Annotated in this window: 12 protein-coding genes; 7 read left to right on the top strand and 5 right to left on the bottom strand. The window is 73.9% G+C overall.

What is annotated here, in order from left to right; genetic code table 11:
* Window positions 1–40 precede the first annotated feature (40 nt).
* The 4 genes from dusB to ACPYO6_RS12775 all read right to left on the bottom strand — a co-directional run bounded on the left by dusB (window position 41) and on the right by ACPYO6_RS12775 (window position 7,384).
* Window positions 41–1,327, bottom strand: coding sequence for a tRNA dihydrouridine synthase DusB (gene dusB, locus ACPYO6_RS12760; RefSeq protein ID WP_425715077.1), 1,287 nt, complete (start codon window positions 1,325–1,327; stop codon window positions 41–43).
* 203 nt (window positions 1,328–1,530) lie between these two features.
* On the bottom strand, window positions 1,531–2,919 hold the full coding sequence (locus ACPYO6_RS12765; RefSeq protein WP_425715079.1) for a glycine--tRNA ligase: 1,389 nt from the start codon (window positions 2,917–2,919) through the stop codon (window positions 1,531–1,533).
* A 197-nt stretch (window positions 2,920–3,116) separates the two neighbouring features.
* Window positions 3,117–5,315: a protein kinase domain-containing protein gene (locus tag ACPYO6_RS12770; protein ID WP_425715080.1), complete on the bottom strand. Its 2,199-nt coding sequence runs from the start codon at window positions 5,313–5,315 to the stop codon at window positions 3,117–3,119.
* Between the two features lie 74 nt (window positions 5,316–5,389).
* The gene (locus tag ACPYO6_RS12775) at window positions 5,390–7,384 is read right to left on the bottom strand and encodes a protein kinase domain-containing protein (RefSeq protein WP_425715081.1); all 1,995 of its coding nucleotides are present in this window, start codon (window positions 7,382–7,384) and stop codon (window positions 5,390–5,392) included.
* Window positions 7,385–7,638: 254 nt separating this feature from the next.
* Between ACPYO6_RS12775 and ACPYO6_RS12780 the strand changes: the two genes are divergently transcribed.
* From ACPYO6_RS12780 to ACPYO6_RS12810, 7 genes are all read left to right on the top strand, one after another.
* Complete coding sequence (locus ACPYO6_RS12780; protein ID WP_425715082.1) at window positions 7,639–8,661, top strand: metal ABC transporter substrate-binding protein; 1,023 nt, start codon at window positions 7,639–7,641, stop codon at window positions 8,659–8,661.
* On the top strand, window positions 8,654–9,472 hold the full coding sequence (locus ACPYO6_RS12785) for a metal ABC transporter ATP-binding protein (RefSeq protein WP_425715083.1): 819 nt from the start codon (window positions 8,654–8,656) through the stop codon (window positions 9,470–9,472). The genes ACPYO6_RS12780 and ACPYO6_RS12785 overlap by 8 nt, the downstream gene beginning before the upstream one ends.
* A complete protein-coding gene (locus ACPYO6_RS12790; protein ID WP_425715084.1) occupies window positions 9,472–10,410 on the top strand; it encodes a metal ABC transporter permease in 939 nt (312 codons plus the stop codon). The genes ACPYO6_RS12785 and ACPYO6_RS12790 overlap by 1 nt, the downstream gene beginning before the upstream one ends.
* A gap of 179 nt (window positions 10,411–10,589) precedes the next feature.
* Window positions 10,590–11,276 carry a DedA family protein gene (locus ACPYO6_RS12795; RefSeq protein ID WP_425715085.1) on the top strand — a complete coding sequence of 229 codons (687 nt, stop codon included), beginning with the start codon at window positions 10,590–10,592 and terminating at the stop codon, window positions 11,274–11,276.
* Window positions 11,277–11,382: 106 nt separating this feature from the next.
* Entirely contained in the window at window positions 11,383–11,760 is a 378-nt protein-coding gene (locus ACPYO6_RS12800) for an ArsR/SmtB family transcription factor (RefSeq protein WP_425715086.1), read from the top strand.
* Entirely contained in the window at window positions 11,757–12,251 is a 495-nt protein-coding gene (locus ACPYO6_RS12805) for an SRPBCC family protein (RefSeq protein ID WP_425715087.1), read from the top strand. The genes ACPYO6_RS12800 and ACPYO6_RS12805 overlap by 4 nt, the downstream gene beginning before the upstream one ends.
* A complete protein-coding gene (locus ACPYO6_RS12810; protein WP_425715088.1) occupies window positions 12,248–12,832 on the top strand; it encodes a TIGR03086 family metal-binding protein in 585 nt (194 codons plus the stop codon). Before ACPYO6_RS12805 ends, ACPYO6_RS12810 begins: the two co-directional genes overlap by 4 nt.
* 92 nt (window positions 12,833–12,924) lie before the next feature.
* Here ACPYO6_RS12810 and ACPYO6_RS12815 read toward each other — a convergent pair whose 3' ends face one another.
* A complete protein-coding gene (locus ACPYO6_RS12815) occupies window positions 12,925–13,086 on the bottom strand; it encodes a hypothetical protein (protein ID WP_425715089.1) in 162 nt (53 codons plus the stop codon).
* Window positions 13,087–13,091 lie beyond the last annotated feature (5 nt).

The following is a 13,091-nucleotide window of genomic DNA, read 5'->3' on the forward strand; positions in this document are numbered from 1 at the left end:
GCGTCCGGCTCCCGCGACCTCACGCTCCCCCGCCCCGGTGTCAGCCCCCGGACACCGACAGTTCGGCCTGCCGCAGCACCGCGGCGAACTCGTCGTCGACGGTGCGCGAGCTCAACCAGGCGTCCGGCAGGTGCGCGCGCTTCGGTCCGCCGGCCCTTCCCCGCTGCCCCTCGGCTCCCTCACCCGGGTACGGCGAGTCGAGGTCGAGGTCGGCGATCAGCGCATCCAGCTCGGCCAGCGTGGAGATGAGGGCGAACGCCCGACGCGCGTCGCCGCCGACGGGGTAACCCTTGAAGTACCACGCCACGTGCTTGCGCATCTCGCGCATGGCCCGGTCCTCGTCGCCGAAGTGCTCGGCCATGAGCTCGGCGTGGCGGCGCAGCACCCCGGTCACGTCGCGCAGCCCGGGCCGCACCCGCCGGTCCGAGCCGGTCGCCGCCGCGACGAGGTCGGTGAACAGCCACGGCCTGCCCTGGCACCCACGACCGACGACGACGCCGTCCGCCCCGGTCGTCCGCATCATCTCGGCGGCGTCCTCGGCGGACCACAGGTCGCCGTTCCCGAGCACGGGGACGGTCGTCACGGCCTCCTTGAGTCGGGCGATCGCCTCCCAGCGCGCGGTCCCCGAGTAGTGCTGCTCGAGCGTGCGGGCATGCAGCGCGACGGCCGCGGCGCCGGCGGCCTCGGCGGCCCGTCCGGCGTCGAGGTAGGTGAGGTGCTCGTCGTCGATGCCCATGCGCATCTTCACGGTCACCGGCACCTCGTGCCCGCGACCCCGGCTGGCCGAGCGGGCGGCGTCGACGGCACCGCGCACGATGTCGCTGAACAGGTCGGCCTTCCACGGCAGCGCCGCTCCCCCGCCCTTGCGCGTGACCTTGGGGACCGGGCAGCCGAAGTTGAGGTCGACGTGGTCGGCCCAGTCCTCCTCGACGAGGATCCGCACCGCGGCCGCCACCGTGACCGGGTCGACGCCGTAGAGCTGCACTGACCGCACGGGGTCCGTGGGGTCGGGGGTGATCATCCGCATCGTCTCGGGCGTGCGCTCGACGAGCGCGCGGGAGGTGATCATCTCGCACACGTACAGCCCGGCCGGGGCATGGGTCCCGACGGCGGAGCTCACCCGGGCGGTCGGCGCCAGGGCCGCCTCGCCCGCCTCACGGCACAGCTGCCGGAACGGCGGCAGGGTGACGCCGGCCATGGGGGCCAGGACGACGGGCACGCCGACGCGAACCTCCCCCACCTGGAGCGGGGCCGGGGTGCGCAGCGCGTCCGTCGCCGTGTGCGGCGGGTCCGGCTCGCCGGTCACCCGCGTCGTCGACTCGCTCATCCACCAGCTCCTGCTCGTCCGCCGTCCGCCTCGTGCCCGCCGCACCGGGCGACGGACCCTCCATTGTGCGGCAGCGAACCGGCCCAAGGCGTGCGACGGTCCTCACGGCGCCCCCGCGCCGGCCACCCAGGACGAGTGACCGACGCGGGTCGGACGATGTCGACCCGCCCGCGCGCTGAATCCGTCAGGCGCCGGGACGGCGGTCAGGCTCCGACGAGACGCTGGGCGAGGTACCCCGCCACCTGGTCGAGCGAGACGCGCTCCTGGGTCATCGAGTCGCGGTCGCGCACGGTGACGGCCCGGTCCTCGAGCGAGTCGAAGTCGACCGTGAGGCAGTAGGGCGTCCCGATCTCGTCCTGCCGACGGTAGCGTCGGCCCACGGCCCCGGCGTCGTCGAAGTCGACGTTCCAGCTCTGCCGCAGCTCGGCCGCGAGGTCGCGCGCCATCGGCGAGAGGTCGGCGTTGCGCGAGAGCGGGAGCACGGCGGCCTTGACGGGCGCGAGCCGGTGGTCGAGCTTGAGCACGGTGCGGGTGTCGACCCCGCCCTTGGCGTTGGGCGCCTCGTCCTCGGTGTAGGCCTCGACGAGGAACGCCATGAGCGAGCGCGTGAGACCGGCGGCCGGCTCGATGACGTAGGGCGTCCAGCGGGTGTCCTTCGTCTGGTCGAAGTAGGACAGGTCCTTGCCGGAGTGCTCGGAGTGCGTCGAGAGGTCGAAGTCGGTGCGGTTGGCGATGCCCTCGAGCTCGCCCCACTCGCTGCCCGTGAACCCGAACTTGTACTCGATGTCGACGGTCCGCTTGGAGTAGTGGGAGAGCTTCTCGGCGGGGTGCTCGAAGTGCCGGAGGTTCTCGCGGGCGATGCCGAGCCCCGTGTACCAGGCGGTGCGCTGCTCGATCCAGTACTCGTGCCAGTCCTCGTCGGTGCCGGGCTCGACGAAGAACTCCATCTCCATCTGCTCGAACTCGCGCGTGCGGAAGATGAAGTTGCCGGGCGTGATCTCGTTGCGGAACGACTTGCCGATCTGGCCGATGCCGAACGGCGGCTTGCGGCGCGCGGAGGTCATGACGTTGGCGAAGTTGACGAAGATGCCCTGCGCGGTCTCGGGCCGCAGGTAGTGCAGGCCGGACTCGTCCTCGATCGGGCCGAGGTAGGTCTTGAGCATCATGTTGAAGTCGCGGGGCTCGGTCCACTTCCCGCGGTTGCCGCAGTTGGGGCACGGCAGCTCGGTCAGCTCGACGGCGTCGGGGTCGTCGAGGCCCTTGCGCTCGGCGTACTCCTCCTGCATCTGGTCGACCCGGAACCGCTTGTGGCACTCGAGGCACTCCGTCAGCGGGTCGGTGAACACACCGACGTGGCCCGACGCGTGCCACACCTGGCTCGGCAGGATGATCGCGGAGTCCAGCCCCACGACGTCGTCGCGCGAGGTGACCATGTGCCGCCACCACTGGCGCTTGATGTTGTCCTTGAGCTCGACGCCGAGGGGACCGTAGTCCCAGGCGGAGCGGGTACCGCCGTAGATCTCGCCGGACTGGAACACGAATCCCCGGCGCTTGGCGAGGGAGATGACGTTGTCGAGAGCGGTGGCGGCCATGTGGTCTCCAGGTTCTGCCGGGCGGTGCCCGGCGCTCGAGCCGCACCCGGGTGGTGCGGACGGGGACAACCGTAGACGGACGGGACGCCGCGGGGCACATCGATCCGCCGCAGCGCGGACCGCGACCGGTGTCGGGCGCCACGCGGCCCGCTGCAGCACGGGGACCGGGGGCTCGCCCGGCTCGGACACGCTCGCCGCTAGCTCTCCCGGTAGATCTCCGGGACCTGGTCCGGGTAGGCGAGGACGCGGCCGTCGCCGATCGCCACGGTGGCGATACCTCCGTCGAGCGACGTGTAGGTCATCGTCAGCTCCTCCGCGCCGGCCACGTCGAGGTCGATCTCGACGGGCTCGCCGAGGGTGACCTCCTCGCTCCACCGCAGCGCGCCGTCAGTGGAGAACTGCACGCGCACGACCCGGTCGTCGAAGCCCTCGAGGTCGTCACCGGCGAGCTCGGGGTCCTCGAACCGCCCGATCGTCCCGCGGAACCGTTCGAAGCCGCCGTCGAGCGTCCAGCCCCACGTACCCGAGTCGTTGTAGTTGCCGGAGTCGAGCGCTCTCGGGTAGGACCGGCCCGCGATCTCGATCGGCCCCTGCCCCGCGATGTTGAACCCGGAGCCGGAGATGTAGTCGAGCTCGTCGAGATACATCGAGGTGCTCGGGACGGCGACCTCGACCTCGACCGACCCGTCGTGGTCCTCGCCCGCCGCGGGGGTCTGCCCGACGATCGTGCCGACCGGCTCACCGTCCGAGAGCACCTCGGTGGTGGCGATCTCGGTGCCGTCGCCGAGCTCTGCCTGCGCCTGCTCGACCGTCTGCCCGGCAAGGTCCGGGGTCGGGCTCGACCGGAACACGAACGCCCAGAGCAGGAGCACGACGACGAGGAGCGCGACGACGCCGCCCCCGACGAGCAGCGGCAGGCGCGGTCGCGCAGCCGCACCCGGGGCGCGGGAGGCGTTCCCACCGGTGGCCGCTGCGCCGCCGTAGGCCGCCGCGCCGCCGTACCCGGCCGGACCACCACCGGCGGACCCGGGCGAGCCCGGACCGCCGTAGGACGCCGAACCGCCGTACGGCCCGCCGGCCGCTCCCCCGTACCCGGGACCACCTGCGGCCGGTCCGACGTACGAGCCGCCACCCGGCCCGCCGTAGCCTGGTGCACCCGCGCCGGGGCTGCCGTACGTGCCGGGCGCTGCGGCGGGCGACCCCGCCACCATCGGCCCCGCACCCGGGTCGTGCGCGGACGCCGCGGACCACGGCGGCGCGCCCTGGGCACCGGCCGCCGGCACTGAGCCTGGCGCGGAGGCGCCACCGGCCCCCGCGGCGCCTCCCGCGGCCGCCGCACCTCCCGCGCTCGGCGCGAGCCGCGTGCTGCCGGGACCCGCACCCTGCTCGAGCAGGGCCGGGTCGACCTGACGGGTCTCGTCACCACCGGTTGCGGCGGTCGCGGTGCGCCGGCCGAGGTCGGCCGTGGCGTCGTCGTCGGTCCGCCGGGGCGCGGGCGCACCCGGAGGCGGCGCGTCGAGCGCGGTCAGCGCCGGCAGGCCGCGCAGCTCCTCGGCCAGGTGCCCCAGCTCCTCGGCCACGTCGGTGGCCGACGGACGCTCGCGGGCCTCCTTGTCGACCATCCGCGTCACGGCGGTCCACAGCTGGTCCGGGAACCCGTCGGGGCGGCCGGGCAGCAGCTCGGAGTGCCGGCGCAGCACGCCGTACGTGCCGCCGGGGCCGGCGAACGGGGTCACCCCGACGACCATCTCGTAGAGCATGACGCCGAGCGCGTAGACGTCCGTCGCCGGGCCGGGCGGCAGCTCCTCGATGACCTCGGGCGCCATGTAGAGGGGGGTGCCGAGCATCGCGGTCGACGTCGTCGAGTGGAGGGCCTGCGTGACGCGGGCGACGCCGAAGTCGGACACCTTCGGCACGATCCCCTCGCCCGCGCCGCCGTCGTCACCCTCGGCGACGTCACCGCCTCCGCCGGCGAGCAGGACGTTGCCCGGCTTGACGTCGCGGTGGATGACACCGCGATCGTGGATGGCGGCGAGCCCGACCGCGATCTGTCGGCCGAACCACGCGGCCTCGCCCGGCGGGAGCGTCCCGCGCTCGTCGAGCAGGCCGCGCAGGTCGCCGCCCGCGACGAACTCCATGACGATGGCGAGCGTGCTGCCCTCGACCACGAGGTCGTGGACCCGTACCACGTTGGCGTGGACGACCCGGACGAGGAACGAGCGCTCCTGGACGAACCGCTGGACGATCTCGGGGTCCTCGGCGTACTCCGACCGCAGGATCTTGACCGCCACCTCGTGGCCGTCGTCGTTGCGGTGCCCCGCCCAGACGGAGCCCATCGCGCCGCGGCCGACCTGGCGGTCGAGCGTGTATCGGCTGCCGAGCGGGCGTGACGTCATGGATCCTCGGGTGTCGGTGCGGAGGGGCGGGAAGGGGGGAACGGTCCTGCGACAGGGTACCGATCCGCGGCGCGTCAGCCGTCCTGGTAGCGCTCGGGGAGCTCGCCGGGCGCGGCGAGCACACGCCCGTCACCGATGGCGAAGCCGGCAGTGGCATTGTCGCCGCCGCTCGTCAGCGACCAGCGGACCACGATCTCGTCGACCCCCTCGACGTCGAGCGTGAGCGCCCGGGGCTCGTCGAGCGTGACGGACCCGCTCCACAGGATCTCGCCGTCGCCCGTGACCTCGACGGCGACCGTGTACGAGTCGTAGGTCGTCTGATGCGCCTCGTCGTCGAAGGTGGCGGGCATCCGGCCGATCTCTGCGCGGAACACCCGGAACCCGGAGTCCAGGTCCCACCCCCAGGCGCCCTCCGGCACGCTCGGCTCGGAGGTGTATCCGCGCAGGAAGGCCTCCTCGCCGAGGTCGACGGCCTCCTGGACGGGTTCGGAGAGGTCATCGCCGGTGAGGGGCTCGAGGTCCGCGAGGTCGCGGCGCTCACTCTCCCGCGCGATCGTCACCTCGACCTCGCCGTCGACGGGCTCGTCGGTCCGCGGCGACTGACCCATCACCGTGCCGATCTCGTGACTGTCGGCGAGGCCGTCCACGGCGACGACGTCGACGCCGCCCATCTCCTCCTCCGCCTCCTCGAGCGTCATGCCCCACAGGTTCGGCATGACCGTCACCTCGGGCTCGGTGTCGCGCGTGAACCAGAGGACGCCGGCCACGACGAGGGCGAGCACGGCGACGGCGGAGACGAGGACGAGCGGGAGGGTGCGGCCGCGCCTGCGACGCGCGTCGTACCCGTCGTCGACGACCTCGCCGTGCACGCGCAGCGGCGCTCCCCTGCCGGGCGCCCCGGCGGAGACGACCGGGCCCCCGACGGCCGGGACGAGCCCGGTCCGGTCGCGTCGCACGGTCGGCTCGGCGTCGTCGGGCGCGTGCTCACCCGCGGTCCCCGACGACGAGGAGCCGGCGGAGGCCGTTCCTACGGACGAGGACGACGACGAGCCTGCCGCCCGGGAACCGGCCGAGCTGTCGTCGGCGGGCCTGGACCCGGCGGCCGGCGAGCTGCCCGACGGGCGTCCGCCCTCGCTCGAACCGTCCGCCGTCACGCCCAGCGCCGTCGGACCGTCGGCGAGAGCCGGGCGCCGGGCGGGTGTCCCCACCGGCGGGTGGACGAGCCTCGGTCGGGCCGGCAGGTCGGCGAGCACGGTCGCGAGCGCGTCGAGCTCGTCGGCGAGCGCCGCGGCCTCGGGGCGCGCCTCGGGCTCCTTGTCGAGGCAGCGCTGGACCACGTCCCACAGCTCGTCCGGGAGGCCGTCGGGCCGGCCCGGCAGGAGCTCGGTCTGGCGGCGCATGACGCCGTAGGTCCCGCCGTCACCGGTGAAGGGGGTGACGCCGGTGAGCATCCGGTACACGAGGATCCCGAACGAGTAGATGTCGCTCGCGGGGGTGGGCAGCCGCTCGAGGACGATCTCCGGGGCCATGTACAGCGGGGTGCCGACCACCATCGTCGCGCTCGTCGCCTCGGTGATCTCGCCGTGCGTCACGCGCGCGACGCCGAAGTCCGTCACCTTCGGCACCGCCCCGTCGTCGGTGCGGTCGAGCAGGATGTTCGCGGGCTTGACGTCGCGGTGGACGACGCCGCCGGCGTGGATCGCGGCCAGCCCGCGGGCCACCCCCGCGCCGTACGCGGCGGCGTCGCCGGGCGCGAGGGTCCCACGCCGGTCGACCTCCTGGCGCAGGTCACCGCCCTCGACGAGCTCCATGACGATCGCCAGCGTGCTGCCCTCGACCACGAGGTCGATCACCTGCACCACGTTGGGGTGGACGACGTTCGTCAGGAGCGCCCGCTCCTGGATGAACCGGCGGACGATCTCCAGGTCTTCGGCCACCTCCGAGCGCAGGCGCTTGATCGCGACCACCTGGCCGTCGTCGTTGCGGTGCCCGCGCCAGACGGACCCGACGGCGCCCCGGCCGATCTCGCGATCGAGCGTGTACCGGCTGCCGAGCGGCCGACCTGACATGACTCCTCTTCCCCCTGCTCGCCGGCACGGTCGCGCAGGCGCACCACCAGAACAGGGTACTGACCACCGGCGGTCCTGCAGGGTGGGGCCCACGCGCACCACCCGGGTCGCCGTGACCCGTGGCCCGTGGCTCGTGGCCGGCGGACGGTGCCCGACCCGGGTCGTGCCCGCGACGGGCGGGTGCGTCGCACGTCATACCGCCGACGACTCCCTCGTGTTGACAACCGTTCTCACACCTCTTGAGAATGACTTTCATGCCCCGCCGCCCCCTCGCGCTCGCTGCGCCTGCCGCCGCACTCCTGCTCGCCGGCTGCGGCTCGGGTTCCGGGGACGACCCGGACGCCGAGGTCACCGTCGGCACCGCCGTCTATGCGTTCGAGTGGCTGACCGAGGAGCTCGGCGGCGACCGGGTCGCGGTGACCAACGTGACGCCGCCCGGAGCCGACGCCCACTCGCTCGAGCTCGCCCCCGCCCAGGTCGTCGACCTCGAGCAGTCGGACCTCGTCGTCCACCTGCCGGAGTACCAGTCCGCGATGGACGACGCCGTGGCGCAGCTCGGCGGCACGTCCGTCCTCGACGCCTCGACCCCCACCCGGCCGCTCGCCCCCGAGGAGCTCCTCGCCGAGGGCGCCGGCGCCGACGAGGACCACGAGCACGACGACGAGGACTCCGCCTCGGACGACCACGAGCACGACGACGACACGCACGAGGACGCGGCCCCCGAGACGGGTGGCGAGGACGCGCACGCCGGCCACGACCACGGCGCGCTCGACCCGCACGTGTGGCTCGACCCCGAGCGGATGATCGCCCTGGCCGAGGAGATCACGGCGTCCCTCAGCGAGATCGACCCGGACGGCGCGGAGACCTACGCCGCCAACCTCGAGACGGTCGTGACCGACCTCGAGGACCTGGGCGGTCGGATCGGGTCGGAGCTCGCCGGCTGCGAGGTGTCGACCGTCGTCGTCGGGCACGAGGCGTACGGCTACCTGCTCGCACCGCACGGCTTCGAGGAGACCGGGCTCGCGGGGCTCGACGGCGGCACCGAGGTGAGCCCGGCGCGCATCGCCGAGCTGACGGCGCTCGTCGAGGACACCGGCGTGAGCACGCTCTACCGCGACGCGAACGCGCCCGACGACGCGGTCCGCGCGGTCGCCGAGCAGACCTCGACCGAGGTCGCGGTGCTCGACCCGCTCGAGATCGCCCCCGCCGAGGGTGACTACCGTGACGCCATGCAGGCGAACATCGACGCCCTCGCCACCGGGCAGCGCTGTGGCTGACCCCGCCCCCGCCCCCAGCCCCCTCGAGGTCGACGACGTCCGGGTGAGCATCGACGGCCAACCGATCCTGCGCGGCGTCTCCCTCACCGTCCGGCCCGGCGAACGGGTCGCCCTCATGGGGCCCAACGGGTCGGGCAAGTCCACGCTCGTGCGCGCCGTCGTCGGCGTGCGGCCGCCGACCTCGGGCATCGTGCGGCTGCACGGCGCGGACCTCGCCGGGCCGCGCCGACTCGTCCCCTGGCGTCGGCTCGGCTACATGCCGCAGCGGTCGTCCGCGGCGGCGGGCGTCCCGGCCACGGCGCTCGAGGTGGTCGCCGCGGGCGACCTCGCGGGCTGGCGCTGGCGGCCCCGCCGCGGCGTGGCGGACCGGGCCCGCACGGCGCTCGACCGGGTCGGCCTCGCGGACCGTGCGGCCGACCCCGTGCACATCCTGTCCGGGGGCCAGCAGCAGCGCATCCTCCTCGCCCGCGCCCTCGTGCGCGACCCCGACCTGCTCGTCCTCGACGAGCCCCTGTCAGCGATGGACACCGCGTCGCAGCGGGCGACCACCGACCTGCTCGCCGAGTTCACCGCGGGCGGCGGCGCCGTCGTCGTCGTCCTCCACGAGCCCGGGCCGCTCGGCCCCCTCCTCGACCGCGCCGTCGTGCTGCGCCACGGCCGGGTCGTCCACGACGGGGCGCCGCCCGCGCCCGCGGCCGGCCACGACCATCCCGACCATCACCACGACCACGCGCACGGCGACACCGACGACGCACGGCCCGGCGTCCTCGACGTCGGCGCCCCGCTCCCCGACCCCTCGGGGGTGCGCTGATGGACCTGCTCACCACGCTCCAGGAGATGCTGGCCAGCCCCCTCATGCGCCGCGCGCTGCTGGTGGCGGTGCTCGTCGGGATCGCGGCCCCGGTCATGGGCACCTACCTCGTCCAGCGGCGGCTCGCCCTGCTCGGGGACGGCATCGGGCACGTCGCGCTGACCGGCGTCGCGCTCGGCTGGCTCGTCGGCTCGGCGCTCGGCGTCATGCCGGTGGACCGGTTCGCGGTGCCGGGAGCCGTCGTGGCGTCCGTGGTCGGCGCCCTGCTCATCGAGCTCGTCCGGGCGCGTGGCCGCACCTCGGGCGACGTCGCGCTCGCCATGCTCTTCTACGGCGGCATCGCGGGTGGCGTCCTCATCATCACGATCTCGGGCGGCTCGAGCTCGACGCTCACGGGCTACCTGTTCGGGTCGATCGCCACCGTCAGCTCGCTCGACATGTGGCTCGCCCTCGCGCTCGCCGTGGTCGTCATCGGGGTCGGGGTCGGGCTGCGGCCCGCCCTCTTCGCCCTGTGCCACGACGAGGAGCTCGCCCGCGCCTCCGGCCTGCCCACCTGGCTCCTGTCCGCGACCGTCTCGGTCATGGCGGCGCTGACGGTGTCGGTGTCGATGCGGGTCGTCGGCGTCCTGCTCGTGTCGGCGCTCATGATCGTCCCCGTCGCGGCGGCCCAGCAGCTCACCCGGTCCTTCCGGGGAACGATGCGGCTCGCGATGGCGATCGGCCTCGTGGTCACCGTCCTCGGCCTCGTCGTCACCTACGTCAACCCCTGGTCCCCCGGGGCCACGATCGTCGTCATCGCGATCGGGGCCTACGCCGCGGCGGCAGTCGTCCGGCCGGTCCTCGAGGCGTCGCGCCGCCGGCGGTCCGCACCCGTCGACCCCCACCCCGAGCACGACGACGACGTCACCGTCACCGCGCCGCCCAGCTCCGCCGGCTGACGCCGCTGTCGCGCCGCACGCACGACACCGCGCCGATCACCTCCGTTCGCTGACGCCACGGTCTCTCCGCCGATCGGCGCCCCGCGCGCCCCGACCGCCCGCGCACCCGCGCCGGGGCGGCGCGGTGGATCTCCTCACGTCGCGGCCCGCCCGCCACCCCGGGGGGTGACAATGCTGGTGTGCCCGACTTCCTCGCCGGATGGCCCTTCTGGGTCGTCTTCGTCGTCCTCTACCTCGGGGCGACCGCGCGCGGGCAGATGATCTACTGGCTCGGCCGGTGGGCGACCCACCTGACGGTCACCCGCACCCACCCGACAGGAGGCTGGCAGGCGAGGGCGCATGGCTGGCTCTCGGGCGAGGGCCCGCAGCGCGGGGTCGACGCCCTGCGCCGATGGGGCCTGGTCATGGTGCCGATCGGCTACCTCACCGTCGGGTTCCAGTCGATGATCCAGGCCGGTGCCGGCATCCTGCGCATCGCCTGGTGGAAGTACTCGATCGCCCAGGTCCCCGGGGCCCTCGCGTGGGCGGCGATCTACTCGACGATCGGGTTCGCGGTCTGGGGTGCGCTCATCGCGGCGTTCGCCGGATCGCCGCTCGGGCTCCTCGTCATCGCCGCGCTCCTCGTCGTCGGGTTCACGACGTTCGCCCTGCACCGCCGGGCGCGCCGGCGCTCGGCCGACGCCACCCCGGCCGACACCCTCCCGGCCGACACCCTCCCGGCCGACGGCGACTCCACGGCGGCCACCACCCCGGCCGACGCCCTCCCGGCTGACGCCACGCCGGCCGACGCCCTCACGGCTGACGCCACGCCGGCCGACGGCGACTCCGCGGCGGTCACCACCGCGGACCGCGGCACCACGACCTGACACGTTCGCCCTGCGTACTCAACCAAAGGGTTGACCACGCCACGCCCGTCCCCTACCTTCATAGTCAACCGAGAGGTTGAACAACAGGGACGCAGAGGATGACACCGTGCAGGACGACTCCCTCGATCAGATGTTCGCGGCACTCGCCGACCGGACCAGGCGCGACATCGTCGCCCGGCTCGCCGAGGGTGACGCGACGCTGACCGAGCTCGCCGAGGGCTACCCGTTCTCGGTGCAGGCGGTCGCCAAGCACATCGCGGTGCTCGAGCGCGCCGGTGTGGTCACCCGCACCAGGGACGCCCAGCGCCGACCGATCCACCTCGAGGCGGAGGTTCTCGCCGGCATGACGACGTGGATCGAGCTGTACCGGGCACGGGCCGAGGACCGGTTCCGCCGCCTCGACGCCGTCCTCGACTCGATGGACGACGACGCCGCCACCGACATCACCGCCAGCAGCACCTCACCGAAGGAGCAGAGACCATGAGCGCGACCACCCAGCACCCCGAGACCACCATCCAGGCCGACCCCGCACTGCCGACGATCACGATCGTCCGCGAGTTCGACCACCCTGTGTCGAAGGTGTTCCACGCCTACACCGATCGCGACCTGTTCGCGCGGTGGATCGGCCCGAGGGAGCTCCCCACCGAGATCGAGGAGTGGGACTGCACGACCGGCGGAAAGTACCGGTACGTCAGCCGGGCCGACGGCGAGGAGTACCGCTTCTACGGCTCGTTCCACGAGGTCCGGCCCGACGAGCGGATCGTCCAGACGTTCACGTTCACCGGTTTTCCGAACGGCGTGTCCCTCGAGACGGGCACGTTCGAGCACCTCGGCGACGGCCGCACCCGGCTCACGCTGCACTCGGTCGTCGACACGATGGAGGCACGCGACGCGATGCTCGCGAGCGGCATGGAGACCGGCGTCGTCGAGGGCTTCGAGAAGCTCGACGACCTCCTCGAGGCGGGCGCGGCATGAGGCCCGACGCCCCACCGGCCGACTTCCACCGCGAGGTCGCCGGCACCTTCACCGCGGTGGTCGACGGCGTCGCACCGCAGGCGTGGGACGCGCCGTCACCGGTGGCGGGCTGGACGGCCCGCGACGTCGTCGGGCACCTGACCACGTGGTTCCCCGCGATGCTCGCGGGCTCCGGCGGGCCGGACCTCCCGCCGGGGCCGTCGGCGGACGACGACCCCGCGGGCGCCTGGAACCACCAGCGGGACGCCGTCCAGGCGCTCCTCGACGACCCGGCGTCCGCCGACCTGTCCCTGTCGAACCCGAACGTCGGGGAGGTCCCGCTCCCGCAGGCGATCAGCCAGTTCTACGTGGGCGACGTCTTCATGCACACGTGGGACCTCGCGCGAGCGACCGGTCAGGAGCCGGGTCTCGATCCCGAGCTGGCCGAGGCGATGCTCGACGGCATGGCGCCGATGGAGGACGTCCTGCGCTCGAGCGGCCAGTACGGGCCGGCGGTGCCGGTGCCCGAGGACGCCTCGGCGCAGGACCGGCTCGTCGGGTTCATCGGGCGCGACCCGGGCTGGGAGCCGCCGGCGCGTTGACGTCGATCGCCCGGGCCGCCCCGGGTCTCGTCCCGACACCTCCGACGTGGGGCGTGGGACGAGACCCGGCGCCTCGTTCGCGGGTACGGCGCTCAGCTGATCGTGAGGAGCTTGAGGGTCCCGAACAGGTTGCCCGCCACCATGGCGTCGAGCAGCGGACCGACATCGGCGGAGGCCGCTGCTCCCCACCCGCCGTTCTCGAGCGCCGCACCGCGCTCGTGCACGCGTCCGGACCACGGGATCTCGTGGTCCATGAGCA

The organism is Georgenia sp. Z1344, assembly GCF_049856295.1.
Classification (GTDB): Bacteria; Actinomycetota; Actinomycetes; order Actinomycetales; family Actinomycetaceae; genus JB111.

Coding starts and splice junctions, on each gene's coding strand:
- ACPYO6_RS12765 (WP_425715079.1), bottom strand. CDS start 2,919: ATGGCCGCCACCGCTCTCGACAACGTCATCTCCCTCGCCAAGCGCCGG.
- ACPYO6_RS12775 (WP_425715081.1), bottom strand. CDS start 7,384: ATGTCAGGTCGGCCGCTCGGCAGCCGGTACACGCTCGATCGCGAGATC.
- ACPYO6_RS12815 (WP_425715089.1), bottom strand. CDS start 13,086: ATGGACCACGAGATCCCGTGGTCCGGACGCGTGCACGAGCGCGGTGCG.
- ACPYO6_RS12770 (WP_425715080.1), bottom strand. CDS start 5,315: ATGACGTCACGCCCGCTCGGCAGCCGATACACGCTCGACCGCCAGGTC.
- ACPYO6_RS12805 (WP_425715087.1), top strand. CDS start 11,757: ATGAGCGCGACCACCCAGCACCCCGAGACCACCATCCAGGCCGACCCC.
- ACPYO6_RS12780 (WP_425715082.1), top strand. CDS start 7,639: ATGCCCCGCCGCCCCCTCGCGCTCGCTGCGCCTGCCGCCGCACTCCTG.
- ACPYO6_RS12790 (WP_425715084.1), top strand. CDS start 9,472: ATGGACCTGCTCACCACGCTCCAGGAGATGCTGGCCAGCCCCCTCATG.
- ACPYO6_RS12810 (WP_425715088.1), top strand. CDS start 12,248: ATGAGGCCCGACGCCCCACCGGCCGACTTCCACCGCGAGGTCGCCGGC.
- dusB (WP_425715077.1), bottom strand. CDS start 1,327: ATGAGCGAGTCGACGACGCGGGTGACCGGCGAGCCGGACCCGCCGCAC.